This is a genomic window from Paraburkholderia sabiae (genome assembly GCF_030412785.1).
Taxonomy (GTDB): Bacteria; Pseudomonadota; Gammaproteobacteria; order Burkholderiales; family Burkholderiaceae; genus Paraburkholderia; species Paraburkholderia sabiae.
In genome coordinates, this window is record NZ_CP125295.1 from 6224824 (window position 1) to 6241273 (window position 16450).

The 16450-nt window shown below is 63.3% G+C and carries 12 protein-coding genes; 2 read left to right on the forward strand and 10 right to left on the reverse strand.

Features of this window, described 5'->3' with window-relative positions; genetic code table 11:
- Positions 1–11: 11 nt before the first annotated feature.
- From QEN71_RS28005 to QEN71_RS28015, 3 genes are all read right to left on the reverse strand, one after another.
- A complete protein-coding gene (locus QEN71_RS28005) occupies positions 12–1478 on the reverse strand; it encodes a glutamate synthase subunit beta (protein ID WP_201655380.1) in 1467 nt (488 codons plus the stop codon).
- Positions 1479–1588: 110 nt separating this feature from the next.
- Positions 1589–6292 carry a glutamate synthase-related protein gene (locus QEN71_RS28010; RefSeq protein ID WP_201655377.1) on the reverse strand — a complete coding sequence of 1568 codons (4704 nt, stop codon included), beginning with the start codon at positions 6290–6292 and terminating at the stop codon, positions 1589–1591.
- Positions 6293–6609: 317 nt separating this feature from the next.
- Positions 6610–7317: a transposase gene (locus QEN71_RS28015; protein ID WP_201655374.1), complete on the reverse strand. Its 708-nt coding sequence runs from the start codon at positions 7315–7317 to the stop codon at positions 6610–6612.
- 187 nt (positions 7318–7504) lie between these two features.
- Between QEN71_RS28015 and QEN71_RS28020 the strand changes: the two genes are divergently transcribed.
- Positions 7505–8227 carry an OmpW/AlkL family protein gene (locus tag QEN71_RS28020; RefSeq protein WP_201655371.1) on the forward strand — a complete coding sequence of 241 codons (723 nt, stop codon included), beginning with the start codon at positions 7505–7507 and terminating at the stop codon, positions 8225–8227.
- A gap of 348 nt (positions 8228–8575) precedes the next feature.
- Positions 8576–8959, forward strand: coding sequence for a DUF883 family protein (locus QEN71_RS28025; protein ID WP_201655368.1), 384 nt, complete (start codon positions 8576–8578; stop codon positions 8957–8959).
- A gap of 135 nt (positions 8960–9094) precedes the next feature.
- On the opposite strand, the gene QEN71_RS28030 is transcribed toward QEN71_RS28025, so the two are convergent.
- The 7 genes from QEN71_RS28030 to pilM form a co-directional block, all read right to left on the reverse strand.
- A complete protein-coding gene (locus QEN71_RS28030; RefSeq protein ID WP_377791485.1) occupies positions 9095–10303 on the reverse strand; it encodes a deoxyguanosinetriphosphate triphosphohydrolase in 1209 nt (402 codons plus the stop codon).
- Between the two features lie 63 nt (positions 10304–10366).
- Positions 10367–11449, reverse strand: coding sequence for a 3-dehydroquinate synthase (gene aroB / locus QEN71_RS28035; RefSeq protein WP_425469840.1), 1083 nt, complete (start codon positions 11447–11449; stop codon positions 10367–10369).
- A 16-nt stretch (positions 11450–11465) separates the two neighbouring features.
- Positions 11466–12017, reverse strand: coding sequence for a shikimate kinase (locus QEN71_RS28040; RefSeq protein ID WP_201655359.1), 552 nt, complete (start codon positions 12015–12017; stop codon positions 11466–11468).
- Positions 12018–12164: 147 nt separating this feature from the next.
- The gene (locus QEN71_RS28045; protein WP_201655356.1) at positions 12165–13730 is read right to left on the reverse strand and encodes a type IV pilus secretin PilQ; all 1566 of its coding nucleotides are present in this window, start codon (positions 13728–13730) and stop codon (positions 12165–12167) included.
- On the reverse strand, positions 13727–14641 hold the full coding sequence (pilO, locus tag QEN71_RS28050; RefSeq protein WP_201655353.1) for a type 4a pilus biogenesis protein PilO: 915 nt from the start codon (positions 14639–14641) through the stop codon (positions 13727–13729). The genes QEN71_RS28045 and pilO overlap by 4 nt, the downstream gene beginning before the upstream one ends.
- Entirely contained in the window at positions 14638–15279 is a 642-nt protein-coding gene (locus tag QEN71_RS28055) for a PilN domain-containing protein (protein ID WP_201655350.1), read from the reverse strand. The genes pilO and QEN71_RS28055 overlap by 4 nt, the downstream gene beginning before the upstream one ends.
- Positions 15276–16235: a type IV pilus biogenesis protein PilM gene (gene pilM, locus QEN71_RS28060; RefSeq protein ID WP_201655348.1), complete on the reverse strand. Its 960-nt coding sequence runs from the start codon at positions 16233–16235 to the stop codon at positions 15276–15278. The genes QEN71_RS28055 and pilM overlap by 4 nt, the downstream gene beginning before the upstream one ends.
- Positions 16236–16450 lie beyond the last annotated feature (215 nt).

Consider the following 16450-nt stretch of genomic DNA (forward strand, 5'->3'; position numbering starts at 1 on the left):
CGATAGAGACCTTAGCGGGGCAATTCCGAATGGCCCATCAGATAGGCATCGACGGAACGTGCGCACTGGCGACCTTCGCGGATCGCCCACACCACGAGCGACTGGCCACGGCGCATGTCGCCCGCCGTGAACACCTTGTCGACCGACGTGTAGTAAGCCTTGTCGCCTTCCGTCGCAGCACGCACGTTGCCGCGCGCATCCTTGTCGACGCCGAACGCTTCGAGCACGGGCGACACGGGTTGCGTAAAGCCCATCGCCAGCAACACGAGATCGGCCTTCATTTCGAACTCGGAGCCCGGCACTTCGACCATCTTGCCGTCCTTCCATTCGACACGCGCCGCGATCAGCTTCTCGACCTTGCCGTTCTTGCCTTCGAAACGCTTCGTCGCGACAGCCCAATCGCGCTCGCAACCTTCTTCATGCGACGACGACGTGCGCAGCTTGACGGGCCAATACGGCCACACGAGCGGCTTGTTCTCTTCTTCCGGCGGCTGCGGCAGCAGTTCGAACTGCGTGACGTCCTTCGCGCCATGACGGTTCGACGTACCGACGCAGTCGGAGCCCGTATCGCCGCCGCCGATCACGACGACATGCTTGCCCTTCGCGAGCAGCTGGTCCGCGACCTTGTCGCCGGCGTTGATCTTGTTCTGCTGCGGCAGGAATTCCATTGCGTAATGGATGCCCGAGAGTTCGCGGCCCGGCACGGGCAGATCGCGCGGCGTTTCGGAACCGCCCGTCAGGATCACGGCGTCGAACTGTTCTTTCAGCTCGTCCGGCGTGATGGTTTCCTTCGCCGTATTGGCGATGTGCGCCGGCAGCGCGTCCTTGCCGACGAACACGTTCGCGCGGAACGTCACGCCCTCGGCTTCCATCTGGCGCATGCGGCGGTCGATCAGCCACTTCTCCAGCTTGAAGTCGGGAATGCCGTAACGCAGCAGGCCGCCGATGCGGTCGTTCTTCTCGAACACCGTCACGTCATGACCGGCGCGCCCGAGTTGCTGCGCAGCGGCCATACCCGCCGGGCCCGAACCGACGACGGCGATCTTCTTGCCCGTCTTGTGCTTCGGCGGCTGCGGCGCAACCCAGCCTTCGGCCCAAGCCTTGTCGATGATCGCGTGTTCGATCGACTTGATGCCGACCGGATCGTCGTTGATGCCGAGCGTGCACGCCGCTTCGCACGGCGCCGGGCAGATGCGGCCCGTGAACTCGGGGAAGTTGTTCGTCGAGTGCAGGACGTCGATCGCGTTCTTCCAGTCCTGACGGAAGACCAGATCGTTGAAGTCCGGAATGATGTTGTTGACCGGGCAGCCGTTGTTGCAGAACGGGATGCCGCAATCCATGCAACGTGCGCCCTGGATCTTCGCTTCGTCGTCGGTCAGCGCCGACACGAATTCCTTGTAGTGCTTGACGCGCGTGAGGGGTGCTTCGTACGCCTCGTGGCGGCGCTCGAACTCGAGAAAACCGGTTGCCTTGCCCATGTGGTTCTCTATGTCTATCTGAATCGGTGAGGGGATCGGCGCCCGCCGCTTGGCTGTGTTCGCTTGCGGCAGGCGCGCTTCGTTATGTCGTCAGTGGCTTCGGGTATCGATCAGGCTGCGAGCACTTCCTTGGCAGCCTTCTTCGCGCCCATTTCGCCCAGCGCGCGCTTGTATTCGGTCGGGAACACCTTCACGAACTGACGGCGCGACGCATCCCAGTTTTCGAGCAGCGCCTTGGCGCGCGGCGAACCCGTGAACTGGAAGTGACGTTCGATGAGCCCCTTGAGCAGCGCTTCGTCGGTCTGGCCCAGATGCCACAGCGCCTTGTCGACCGTGCGTTCCTGTTCGGCCTGTTGGAGCACCGGATCGAGCGCGACCATCGACTTGTTGCACTTCGCTGCGAACGCACCGTCGACGTCGAACACGTAGGCGACACCGCCCGACATGCCCGCCGCGAAGTTACGGCCCGTTTCACCGAGCACGACCACCGTGCCGCCCGTCATGTATTCGCAGCCGTGGTCGCCCGTGCCTTCGACAACCGCCGTCGCGCCCGAGTTACGCACGCAGAAGCGCTCGCCCGCGACGCCGCGGAAGAACGATTCGCCTTCGATCGCGCCGTACATCACCGTGTTGCCGCAGATGATGTTTTCTTCGGACTTGCCGCGGAAGTCGTTGGTCGGACGGATGATGATGCGGCCGCCCGACAGGCCCTTGCCGACGTAGTCGTTGCCGTCGCCGACGAGGTCCAGCGTGATGCCCTTCGCGAGGAACGCGCCGAAGCTCTGCCCCGCCGTGCCCTTCAGCTGGATGTGGATGGCATCGTCGGGCAGACCGTCGTGGCCGTACTTCTTCGCGACCGCGCCGGACAGCATCGCGCCGACCGTCCGGTTCACGTTGCGCACCGGCTGGATGAACGACACGTGCTCGCCCTTCTCGATCGCGGCCTTCGCCTTCTCGATCAGCGTGTGATCGAGCGCGCGGTCGAGACCGTGATCCTGCGATTCGACATGCAGACGCGCGACGCTCTGCGGCACGTTCGGCTGATAGAACACGCGCGAGAAGTCGAGACCCTTCGCCTTCCAGTGCTCGATGCCCTTCTTCATGTCGAGGTATTCGCTGTGGCCGATCAGGTCATCGAACTTGCGAACGCCCAGTTGCGCCATGATTTCGCGCACTTCTTCAGCGATGAAGAAGAAGAAGTTCACGACGTGTTCCGGCTGGCCCTGAAATTTCGCGCGCAGAACCGGGTCTTGCGTCGCGACGCCGACAGGGCACGTGTTCAGGTGGCACTTGCGCATCATGATGCAGCCTTCGACGACGAGCGGCGCCGTCGCGAAGCCGAATTCATCCGCGCCGAGCAGCGCGCCGATCACGACGTCGCGGCCCGTCTTCATCTGACCGTCGGCCTGCACGCGGATACGGCCGCGCAGCTGGTTCAGCACCAGCGTCTGCTGCGTTTCTGCGAGACCGAGTTCCCACGGCGTGCCGGCGTGCTTCACCGACGACAGCGGCGATGCGCCCGTGCCGCCATCATGACCGGCGATCACGACGTGATCCGCCTTGGCCTTTGCGACACCAGCGGCAACCGTGCCGACACCGACTTCCGACACCAGCTTCACCGAAATGCTCGACGACGAGTTCACGTTCTTCAGGTCGTGAATCAGCTGCGCAAGGTCTTCGATCGAATAGATGTCGTGGTGCGGCGGCGGCGAAATCAGGCCGACACCCGGCACCGAGTAACGCAGCTTGCCGATGTACTCGGACACCTTGTGACCCGGCAGCTGGCCGCCTTCGCCCGGCTTCGCGCCCTGCGCCATCTTGATCTGGATCTGGTCCGCCGATGCAAGATACTCCGCCGTCACGCCGAAACGACCCGACGCGACCTGCTTGATCTTCGAGCGCAGCGAATCGCCTTCCTTCAGCGGAATGTCGGTCACGATTTCTTCGCCGATGATCGACTTCATCGTGTCGCCGTTCTTGATCGGAATGCCGCGCAGTTCGTTGCGATAGCGGTTTTCGTCTTCGCCGCCTTCACCCGTGTTCGACTTGCCGCCGATACGGTTCATCGCGACAGCCAGCGTCGCGTGCGCTTCCGTCGAAATCGAGCCGAGCGACATCGCGCCCGTTGCAAAGCGCCTGACGATTTCCTTCGCCGATTCGACTTCGTCGAGCGGAATCGCCTTCGACGGATCGACCTTGAATTCGAACAGGCCGCGGAACGTCATGTGACGCTTCGTCTGGTCGTTGATCAGATGCGCGTATTCCTTGTACGTCTGATACGAGTTGCTGCGCGCCGAGTGTTGCAGCTTCGCGATCGCGTCCGGCGTCCACATGTGGTCTTCGCCGCGCACGCGGTATGCGTATTCGCCGCCCGCTTCGAGCATGTTCGCGAGGACCGGGTTGTCGCCGAATGCGTCGCGGTGCAGGCGGATCGCTTCTTCCGCCACTTCGAACAGGCCAATGCCGCCGACCTTCGACGCCGTGCCCTTGAAGTACTTGTTCACGAGATCTTCCGCGAGACCGACCGCTTCGAAAATCTGCGCGCCCGTGTACGACATGTACGTCGAAATGCCCATCTTCGACATGACCTTGTGCAGGCCCTTGCCGACTGCCTTCGTGAAGTTGTAGACCGCCTTTTCCGCCGACAGGTCGCCCTTCATGCCCGCTGCCATCTGCGCGAGCGTTTCCATCGCGAGGTACGGGTGAACGGCTTCCGCGCCGTAGCCCGCGAGCAGCGCGAAGTGGTGCGTCTCACGCGCCGAGCCCGTTTCGACGACGAGGCCCGTGCTCGTGCGCAGACCTTGCTGCACGAGATGCGTGTGGATCGCGGACGTGGCGAGCAGCGCCGGGATCGCGACGTTGTCGCGGTCCGTCTTGCGGTCCGACACGATCAGCATGTTGTAGCCGGACTTCACGGCGTCGACGGCTTCCGCGCACAGCGACGCGAGACGCGCCTCGATGCCTTCCTTGCCCCATGCAGCCGGATAGCAGATGTTCAGTTCGTACGAGCTGAACTTGCCGCCCGTGTACTGATCGATCGCGCGGATCTTCGCGATGTCCTTGAAGTCGAGCACGGGCTGCGACACTTCGAGACGCATCGGCGGGTTGATGTTGTTCGTGTCGAGCAGGTTCGGCTTCGGACCGACGAACGACACCAGCGACATCACCATGTTTTCGCGGATCGGGTCGATCGGCGGGTTCGTCACCTGCGCGAACAGCTGCTTGAAGTAGTGATACAGCGTCTTGTTCTTGTTGGACATGACGGCCAGCGGCGAGTCGTTGCCCATCGAACCGACGGCCTCTTCGCCTGCCTGCGCCATCGGCGCCATCAGGAACTTGAGGTCTTCCTGCGTGTAGCCGAAAGCCTGCTGACGGTCGAGCAGCGCAGCCGCTTCGCGGCGCTCCGTGGCGACGTCGTCGGCGTTCGGCTCGATTTCGTCGAGCTTGATGGTGACCGCGTCGATCCAGCTCTTGTACGGCTTGGCGTTCGCGAGGTTGTCCTTCAGTTCCTTGTCGTCGATGATGCGGCCGTGCTCCATGTCGATCAGGAACATCTTGCCCGGCTGCAGACGCCACTTCTTGACGATCTTCGATTCCGGAATGGGCAGCGTGCCCGCTTCCGACGCCATGATGACCAGGTCGTCGTCGGTGATGATGTAGCGCGCCGGACGCAGACCGTTACGGTCGAGCGTCGCGCCGATCTGGCGGCCGTCCGTGAAGGCGATGGCAGCGGGGCCGTCCCACGGCTCCATCATCGCTGCGTGGTATTCGTAGAACGCGCGGCGGTTGTCGTCCATCAGCGTGTGCTGTTCCCATGCTTCCGGGATCATCATCATCACCGCGTGGACGAGCGGGTAGCCGGCCATCACGAGCAGTTCGAGACAGTTGTCGAACGAAGCCGTGTCCGACTGGCCGGGATAGATCAGCGGCCAGAGCTTCGGCAGGTCGTCGCCGAGCACGTGCGACGCGATCGCGCCCGTGCGTGCGTTCAGCCAGTTGACGTTGCCCTTCACCGTGTTGATTTCGCCGTTGTGGGCGATCATGCGATACGGGTGAGCCAGTTCCCACGCCGGGAACGTGTTGGTCGAGAAGCGCTGGTGCACGAGCGCCAGCGCCGACACGACGCGCTCGTCCTGCAGGTCGCGGTAGTACACGCCGACCTGGCCCGCCAGCAGCAGACCCTTGTAGACGACCGTGCGCGCCGAGCACGACGGCACGAAGTATTCCTTGCCGTGCTTGAGCTTGAGCGCCTGGATGCGGTGGCTCGCCGTCTTACGGATCACGTACAGCTTCCGCTCCAGCGCGTCCGTCACCATGATGTCCTTGCCGCGGCCGATGAAGATCTGGCGGATCAACGGCTCGCTCGCCTTCACGGTCGGCGAAATCGGCATGTTGTGGTCGACGGGCACGTCGCGCCAGCCGAGCACGACCTGGCCTTCGGCCTTCACCGTGCGCTCGAGCTCCTGCTCGCACGCGAGACGCGACGCGTGTTCCTTCGGCAGGAAAATCATGCCGACGCCATATTCGCCATTCGGCGGCAGCGTCACGCCCTGCTTCGCCATCTCCTCGCGATAGAACGAGTCGGGAATCTGGATCAGGATGCCCGCGCCGTCGCCCATCAGCGGATCGGCGCCGACGGCGCCCCGGTGATCGAGGTTCTCGAGGATCTTCAGGCCTTGCTGGATGATCTCGTGGCTTTTCTTGCCCTTGATATGCGCAACGAAGCCGACGCCGCATGCGTCGTGCTCATTCTGCGGGTCGTAAAGACCTTGCGCGGCGGGAACCGTGGAAATCGGCTGCTGGTGGTCGTTCATGGGGACACCGTCTGTCAGGGGCCGTGGGGGCCGTTGAACCATTTTTCTCGTTGCGGCGGTTTGCGGGTAACCGCGCTGGCGACCGCTGACTGTGCGATGCGGGATGTTGCAGTTGCACATCGGGACGCCGGAAATCGGAATATACGCGACGAATCAAAGAAATAGCAAACAAAATGCGATGGTCGAGACCCAATTATCAATATGGTGCATTTGCACCTTAATTAATTGGTGACATATCAAATGGAGGCAAAAGAAAACGGCATGCGGGATGCCGTTCGCTTTCCTTCACCGCTGCCAAACGCTTGATCGCAAAAGCTTTATTGCGTTTGGGGCGTCTCCCGCACCTTGCGCGGCCGACCGCGCGGCAGCGGAGAAACGCGCCGGTTCGCGGCCCGCGCCGCCCACTCGCGATACGAGTCGCTGCCGAGCACCCAGCCCTTCAGCGTGGCCTGTTGAAGCTGATTGGTCTCGCGCTCGTCGAGCGGCTGCTCGCACAGTTCGCGGTACGCGCGCTGCCGTTCGAACGGCGTATTCCCAAGCGACCAGTACAAACGATGGTCGGTGATCAGACTGTCTAAGGTTAGCCCGATGTGATGCCGATAACTGGACCATCGGTAGTCTTCGGGTGCACTGACCAGCTGGTTGCGCACAGGCGACAACTCGACCACGCGGCTCGCGAGCAGGAAGTACTTCTCGCCTTCGATGACCGTCGCGCGATAGCGGCCTTCCCACAACGTGCCGCGTCGCGAGTAACGGCGATTGAAGTGCGCGACGTAGCGCCGGCCGACTGCCTGCATCGCCTTGGGCAAGCTCGATTCGTCGGTAGGCGTGACGAGCAGCTGCACTGCGCCGGGCATCAGCGTGTACGCGTGCACGGACAGATGGTGATCGCGTGAAGCTGCTTTCAGGCAATCGATGAACAGCTCGTAATCCTGGTCGTCGACGAATGCGGGCTGCTGGTCGAGTCCGCGCAGGATCACATGCTGCGGCTGGTCGGGGACATAAAGACGTGCAAGCCGTGCCATGCTGGATTATCCAAAGTCGCGTTGGTACATACCCGAAGGTCCGAAAAACTGCGCCGGCGCGGCTTCACGCGCCATGCGGGTCTGCCGGGAAATGGCAAAAAGCCTAGGCAGAACGCTCTAACCGGCGCGTATGGTTTGTTTGAAACGTTGTGGTCATAATTGGCGGGCCTTTTTTGGAGGAGCACAAATGAAATTAAAACAGGCCTTGGGGGTCGCGGCACTCGCTTGCATAACAACCACAGCGCACGCGCAATCGGCCGGCAGCATGTTCATCACGACAGGGTGGTTCCATCTCGCGCCTCAGTCCAGTAGTCAGCCGTTGAAGGAGACAAACGTCAACGGTACGCCCGTCAACATCACCGTGCCCAATACGGGCGCCGAACTTGGCAGTGGCGACACCATCGGCTTTACTGCCGGCTACTTCGTCACCGATCACATCGCCACTGAATTCGTGATCGGCGTGCCGCCGCAATTCGACCTGAAGGGCACGGGCTCATTCGAGCAATACGGCAAGCTCGGTTCGGCGAAACAGTGGAGCCCGACGCTGCTGTTCAAGTACTACTTCAACCAGCCGCAAGCGAAGTTCCGCCCGTATCTCGGCCTCGGCGTGAGCCGCGTCTCGTTCACCGACGAGCACATCACGAACGGCGCATTCGAGGCCAACGTACTTCATGGTCCGACCACAGTCACGACGGATAGTTCGTGGGAGCCCGTGTTTAATGCCGGCTTCACCTACGCGTTCACGGATCACTGGTTCGCAGGCTTCTCGATTTCGTACCTGCCGCTTTCCACGACGGCCAAGCTGAACACCACGGCGAACACGCCTATCGGTCCCGTCAACGTGCAATCGGAAACGAAGATTCGTCTGAACCCGATCGTCACGTATGTGAACCTCGGCTATCGGTTCTAACACAACAGGTTAGACGAGTTTTTCGGGCTTGAACAACGCCGATTCGCAAAAGCGTGTCGGCGTTTTTCCATGCGCTCACGATACTCGTATGCATGCCACTTCGTCTCCCACGAATAGCGACATCATTCCCGTCACACGCGCCCTCTGCATTGCGGCGCGTCTCGTCCGTTGTAAATTTGACTGAGGCGCACGCGCCGCCGGTGCAATTTCTGCCGGATGCAGCGTGCATCGAACGGCGCAAAGCGCCTGCTTGTCGCATCTGACCTGGCGGGCACCGAAGTTGCGTCGGAGGATATTTCCCGCGCTGTGTTGCGGGGATGCTCAACCACCCTCATCGACGGAGCGACCATGACTGCACTACCTAACACGCGAGATGCACTCGGCGAATCCTGGACGACGGCGGGCCGTCGTGCGCGGCGCATCGCGCGCCACAGTCGACATGCTGCTGAAGACATTGCCAGCGAGTTGCGCACTCTGATGAACGAACTCGAGAACACACTAGGCGACGGCACGCAGGCCGACGCAGCGGTGTTACGGACGCAGCTGCGCAAACGTCTCGACGACGCGCGCTCGCGTCTGAACGACACGCGCGACGTGATGCGCGATCGCGCGCAGGCCGCAATGAGCGACGCGGACGATTTCGTGCATGAAAATCCGTGGCGGACGATTGCAGTCGTCGGCGGGCTGGCGTTGATCGCCGGCGCGCTGATCGCTCGCGGCGGCTCGCGCTGACGCTTCGATCAGCGGGCTAGCCTGCTCTGCTTGCTCTGCTGGTAGACGTATATCGGATCGCTGCGAAGGACGGGCGCGGCGCATGCTGCTGTGCGCCGCCGCCTCGCAATGCGTATAAGACTGCGCGTAGATACTTCAATCGCCGCCGACGACGAACAGCCGTTGATATTCCTTCGACGCGTAACGGTCCGTCATGCCCGCGATGTAATGCGCGATCAGACGCGGCTGCTTCGCTGCGTCCGCCGTCTGATAGTTGGGCGGCAGCAGGCGAGGATCGTCGATGAACGCGTCGAACAGGCCGACGATCACGCGTCGCGCCTTGTTCGCCATGCGCATCACGCGATAGTGGCGATACAGGTTCTTGAAGAGAAAGCGCTTGAGCGCGGTCGCCTGTTCGGCGATCGCGTCGCTGTGCGCGACGAGCGCAGGCGCGCGGCGCACATCGTCGAGCGACGCGGGCGCATGTCGCTCGATGTTGCGCGTCGTCGTCGCGATCAGATCGACGATCAGCGTGTTGATGATTCGACGCACTGTCTCGTGAACCAGTCTGCGCCCTTCGATCTGGGGATAGTCGCGCCGCGCGGCTTCGTAGTGCGTGCGCCATAGCTCGACTTCGGCGAGCTGATCGATCGTGAGCAATCCCGAACGCAGACCGTCGTCGACGTCGTGATTGTTGTAGGCGATTTCGTCGGCGAGATTGGCGATCTGCGCTTCGATCGACGGTTGCCGGCCTTCCAGAAAGCGCTCGCCCAGTTCACCGAGACGTCGTGCGTTTTCGCGCGAGCAGTGCTTGAGAATGCCTTCGCGCGTCTCAAAGCACAGGTTCAGGCCGTCGAACGCGCCGTAATGCTCCTCGAGATCATCGACGACGGCGAGGCTTTGCAGATTGTGCTCGAAGCCGCCGTAGTCGCGCATGCATTCGTTGAGCGCGTCCTGGCCCGCGTGGCCGAACGGCGTATGACCGAGATCGTGCGCAAGCGAGATGGCTTCGACGAGATCCTCATTCACACGAAGATTGCGCGCAACGGAACGCGCGATCTGCGCAACTTCGAGACTGTGCGTGAGGCGCGTACGAAACAGATCGCCTTCGTGATTCACGAAGACCTGCGTCTTGTATTCGAGCCGCCGAAACGCGGTGGAGTGCACGATGCGGTCGCGATCGCGCTGGAACTCGGTGCGCGCGCTGGGCGGCGCTTCGTGATGACGTCGGCCGCGCGATTGCGACGAATGCGCGGCGTACGGTGCGAGATGCGCTTCGAGCGCGGCGATGGTGGGCAGAGACGCGACGCCCGTGGCAGGCGTCGCCGGAACGTCGATCGATTCGCTCAGATTGTCGCTGTGTATTTCACTCACCGATATCTCCGAATCAGACGCGACGGCCGGTGTATTCTGCCGCTGCGCGTCTCGTCAGGTGCCGACGCTGGCGTCGAGCGTTTTGAGCACCGCGTCGTCAGGTGCGGGTGTGATCAGTGTGTCGCCGAAACGCTTCAGCAGGATGAACTTGATTTCGCCCGCTTCCGCTTTCTTGTCGACGCGCATCAGGTCGACGTAGCGCGCGGCACCGAGCGCGGGCGCCTGCACAGGCAGATGCGCAGCCTTGATGACGCCGACGAGCCGCTCACGGGCGGCTTCGTCCAGATGGCCGAGACGCACGGAGAGGTCGGCTGCCATCACCATTCCGCAGCCCACCGCTTCACCGTGCAGCCACTCGCCGTAGCCGAGACCCGCTTCGATCGCGTGACCGAACGTGTGGCCGAAGTTGAGGATCGCGCGCAAGCCGCCTTCGCGCTCGTCCTTCGCAACAACCGATGCCTTGATCTCGCACGAACGCTTCACTGCTTCGGCCAGCGCTTGCGGTTCGCAGGCGTTGAGCGCTTCGATGTTCGCTTCGATCCACTCAAAGAACTTGGCGTCGGCAATCGCGCCCGTCTTGATGACTTCCGCGATGCCTGCCGCCAGTTCGCGCGACGGCAGCGTGCGCAGCGCGCCGATATCGGCGATCACGGCCTGCGGCTGGTAGAACGCGCCGATCATGTTCTTGCCGAGCGGATGATTGATGCCCGTCTTGCCGCCCACCGACGAATCGACCTGCGACAGCAGCGTGGTCGGCACCTGGATGAACGGCACGCCGCGCATGTAGCAGGCGGCCGCGAACCCCGTCATGTCGCCGATCACGCCGCCGCCGAGCGCGATCAGCGTGGTCTTGCGATCGGCCCGCGCACCGAGCAGCGCGTCGAAAATCAGATTCAGCGTTTCCCAGTTCTTGTACGCCTCGCCGTCGGGCAGCACGACCGTCGTCACTTCCTTGCCGAGCGGCGCGAGCGCCTGGCGCAGCGTGTCGCCATACAGAGGATCGACCGTCGAGTTGGTGACGATCGTCACCGACGCGCCGCGAATGTGCGGCGCGAACAGCTCGCTGTTGCCGATCAGATCGGTGCCGATATGGATGGGATAGGCGCGCTCGCCCAGTTCGACGTTGACGGTAATCATGGCAGTCATCACGTCATTATGACGCAGTAGGCTTGGCGACGCCCGCCATCTCGAGCTGCATCAGCACCATGTTGACGAGCCCGTTGACAGACGGACGACCTGTTTCGATCACGAAATCGGCGCATTCGCGGTAAAGCGGATCGCGGACTTCGTACAGTGCTTCGAGGCGCCCTTTCGGGTCTTCCGTCTGCAGAAGCGGTCGATTCTTGTCGCGCCGCGTACGCAGCCAGAGATCGTGCGGATTCGCGCGCAGATAGACGACAATGCCGTGCGCGCGCAGCGCCTCGCGGTTTTCCGGCCGCAGGACCGCGCCGCCGCCCGTGGCGAGGACGATGCTGTCGCGCCCGGTGAGATCGGCGATCACCTGCGCTTCGCGGTCGCGGAAGCCCGATTCGCCTTCCATTTCGAAGATGACCGGGATGCGTGCGCCCGTGCGCGCCTCGATTTCATGATCGGAGTCGAAGAACGGGCGATCCAGCCGGCGCGCCACGGCCCGGCCCACGGTGGTCTTGCCTGCCCCCATGAGCCCTACAAAAAAAACGTTGGCGTGTGCGTCCCGCGGTTGCAACTTATCCTCTGCTAATCCGGTGTAGTTCGTGCGGCAGCTTACTGGCAAAGCGCCTGCCTTGTCGAGCCTGACGGCCGGCGCGGCTGCCGCGCGTCAGGCTTTCGGCCCGCGCCCGTGGCACTTTGCCGGCAGTTTGCCGCCGATTCGTCAATTTGTCTGCACAACCCTCGGGGTGATGAAAACGACGAGTTCGCTGCGCAGATCCCGATGGGCCCGATGACGGAAAAAAGCGCCCAGAAGCGGTATTTTGCCCAGGAGCGGCACGCGCGTCACATCATCGCGGTCGTCCGTCTCGTAGATTCCGCCGATCGACACCGTTCCGCCGTCCTCCACCTCGACGCGCGTCTGCACGTGCTTCGTATTGATGGCCGGCCCGGATGCCGTCTGCTCGCCGACACTGTCCTTCGCGACATCGAGATCCAGCACGACGCGGCCGTCCGGTGTGATCTGCGGCTCGACCTCCAGCTTGAGGCTCGCGCGACGGAACTGCACGCCCGACACGCCCTGCCCGACTTTCGCCTGATACGGCAGCTCGGTGCCCTGCTCGACGATCGCCTTCATCCGGTCCGCCGTCACGACGCGCGGGCTCGACACGATCTGGCCGCGCCCGTCGGCTTCGAGAGCGCTCAGCTCGATGTTCAGGAGCCGTGTCGCCCGCGCCGCGAACAGCGTGAGCCCTGCCGTCGCCGCGTCGAAGCCGGAAATCGGTCCCGCCGAAAGATCGAGGATCGCGCCGTCCTTGCCTCCGACCACACCCGTCGCCTTGCCGTCCTCGTTGGTGCCCGTCATCGACAGCTTCACGCCGAGATTGCGCGAAAAGCCCTTCTCCGCTTCGACGATGCGCGCCTCGATCAACACCTGACGCGTCGGCCGGTCGAGCGACGCGATCAGGTCCGCGATCTGCGCGAGCCGCGCGTCGAGATCCGTGACGAACAGCAGATTGGTGCGTGCATCGGCCATCGCCGCGCCGCGCTTGGACAGCACGCGCTGATTGCCCGACGCCGTCAGCAGCTTGCGCAGTTCTTCGGCGTGCGCGTAGTGAAGCTCGAACGTGCGGCTGGCGAGCGGTTCGAGTTCGGCGGCGCGGGCATGCGTTTCGAAACGCTGACGCTCGCGCGCGGCCAGTTCCGACAGCGGCGCGACCCAGATCACGTTTCCGCGCTGCTCCATCGCGAGTCCGTTGACGTCGAGCAGCGTATCGAACGCGGCACGCCACGGCACGTTGTCCAGATGCAGTGTGACTGTGCCGCGCGCCTTTTCGCTGGCGACGATATTCAGGCCCGTGAACTTGGCGAACGCGCCGAGCACCGCGCCCAGTTCGGCGTGCTGGAAATGCAGCGTGATCGGCCTGTCGGCGGGAATCGACGCTGCGACACTCGTGCTCAGCCGCGCCGCGGGCGGGAGCGGAACAGGCGGGCCTTCGAGCGCCTCCTGCTGCGCTTCTGTTCGCGTTTGAGGTTTCGGCTCGGCTTCGTCGTGCGCAAGAGCAGGCGGACCTATGACTTCGTGCGCTACGCCATCCTCACTCGCGTCGGGCGTGAACGGGTTGGCAGCGTCCGTCGTGATCGTGCGAGGCAGCGGCGGCATGCCGGACGGCGTCATTGCGTCGTCGAACGGTATGTCGGCGGGAAGCGGAGGCAATGCCGCGCGCGCCGTCATCGTGAAGAAAGCGGCACATACGAGCGTCCATCGCAGGGTGGCGGTCCATGTCATTCGATGGCCTCCGGTAACGTCAGCGAATGCGCGCTGCCGTCCCGCTTCGCCAGCGTCAGCGCACGGGCATCGACATTGGCGACGCGCTCGTCGCCCCACTGCTGTCCCGGTTCGAGCGTCGTTCCGCCCTCTCCCGTTTCGATCAAGGCAAGACCGCGCATGCGGTCGGCAAGCAGCCCGACCAGCCGCATCGGCGACGAGTCCTCTTCCAGTGCCGACGCAACCGATGCCGGCTGGAACGGATCGTAGAAAACGATCTCTTCATCGGGATCGAATGCATCGGGATCGTTGCGCAAGCTTCGGCGCGCGACATCCTGCACGGGATGAATCGCGGCGAACGAATGCAGCGTCGCGTTCATAGCCAGGCTTTCGCCCTGGCGCTTGAGCGTCACTTCGTCCGGCACGACGAGAACAGGCAGGCTCGCGAGCGCCTCGAAGAAATCGGCGGCATGATCGAAGTCAGCCAGCGCCGTCACTCGCAGCGGACGCATCGCTTCGAGTCCGCTTCCCGTGACTACGCCCGGTTCGATTGACAGCAACGTCATCTCGTTGCGCGACGCGAGTTGCGAGATCACGCGTATGTCGTCGGCAGAGGTCCAGTTGGCGGGCATGTGTACGATGCTCGCTGCCTTGCGCAAAGCCGGCAAATGCGCGACTGCCGCTTCGGCTTCGCTCAATTTGCGTTGAGCGGCAGACAATGCTTCGCGGCTCGACTGCACGCCGCTCATGTCGGTCGCGAGCCATGCATTCGCGCCAAGCGCGAATGCTGCCACCGCGAAACACGATCCGACGAGCCAGCGTCGTCGCACGCTCCATGCTTCGAGCGGCACGCGCAGCCGTTCGACGAGCACATGTCCCACGCGCTTGCGCGTCGCCGGTCTGCCGAAGCGCCCAGCAATCGTCATGTTCATTTCTTACCTCTCGTGTTCGGCGATGAAGCCGCCGGTGTTTTGGACTTCACTGGCCCGCCATCCCATTTCAGATGCGCGGTGACTTCGAACGCCGTCGCCGGATCGGCCGCCTTCGTTGCGTTTGTTGCATTTGTCGCGCGATGCACGTCGCTGAGATCCGAATCCTTCACGCCTTTCAGCGCGGCGAGGCGATTCAGCCACGCCGCCGACGCCGCGTGATCCGAGGACACCGCGAGCAGTTCCGTCTCGTGCTCGCGGTGCCGCAACTGCTTGACCACGACCGACTCGGACGACTCCTGGCTCAACGCATCGAGAAGATCGAGCAGATGCACGAGCGGCTCGGAAAGCGTCGCGGCGCGCTCGTTCTGCAAGCGTTCGTTGCGGGCTTCGCCAGTCAGCCGCACATGTTCGGCAAGAGGCGACGCGAGCGCGGCAAGCTTCTGCTCGACGGCTGAGCGTTCTCTGTCCAGATGCGCCCGTTCGAACGTCTGCCACGTCGCCAGCAGCGCCACGGCAACACAACCGCACAGCACGGCGCTCGTCCATTCGACAAAGCAGCGCCGGCGCGCGAGCCGCGCGTCGCGCTGCCGGTGCGGCAAGAGATTGAAGCCCTGCAGGCCCACACGCGCCGCCGTCATTGCGCGATGCCACGCAACGCCAGCCCGAATGCGACCGCGAACGAAGGCTCTTGCATCAGATCCGAATGCGGGATGACGTTGCCATCGCTCAGCGAAGAACAGTCGAACGGCAGCACGGAACAACCGAGCACATCGCCGATATCGGCAAGCGAAAACGACACGCCATCGAGCAGATCGATTTCGCCGCCCACCAGCGCGCACACGTTCAGGTTGTTTTGCGCGAGATCGCGCAACGCGTCGGCCACGCACGAATACTCGGGCGACGGATAGCGGATTTCTTCCGCGATGGTTTCGTCTTCGATACGCCAGCCGTACACGCCGTCACTGCCGATCCAGATCGCGGCGTACGGTTCGTGCAGTTCGAGTTCGAACTTCGCTGCGTGGCGCAGCGCCCGCAACGCAGCGTGCGGCTCGACATCGACGGTGGTCAGTGTCACGCCTGCCATCGCGGCGCATTCGATGCGCGCTTCGAGATGTTCGCGCGCCGTCGCGGCAATCGTCACCGCGCCGGGATGCGGCGGCGAATCCTCGACGTACCAGTCGACGGCCAGCGCATGTCGTTCGATGCCCGCGATCCGCTCGGCCTCCATCAATACGGCAGGTTCGAGCGACGCCGACGGACGCGGCGGACCGTCCATGTGGCCGCCGTACAGACGCGTGGTGAACGTCGCGGAACCGGGTATCGCCATCGCGCAACGCAAAGCCGCCGACATGCAGTGCTGCGGCACGTTGCCGAACGCCGCGCACAACGCGCGCGCCACGGCCTGCCGGTCCACGATCTCCGCGCCTGCCATTGCGCCCGGCGCAAGCGGCTCCATAGCCACGCATTCGATGCGCACAGGGTTCATCTTTCGCGGGCTGCAACTCAGCACCACGATCCTCACCGCCTGCGCGGCGATATCGATTCCGACTGCCTGACGACGCATCGCCATTCGTAACGAGTCTTTCAACGCCATTCCTGCCTCCCTCAGATACCAACGGAAACTGAAGGCCCGCGCCATTTACGACGACGCGGGCAACGGGAAGAATTCTGCGCAGCGCGACACGGAAGCGAAATTCGGCCGAATGGCTAATGGTTGCGTAACGGATATCCGGCGACAATCAAACGAACTACAGTGTTCTCAGAGTCATGCGGTTTCGGCAGCCGTAAGCACGCCGAAAGCTGCCAGAT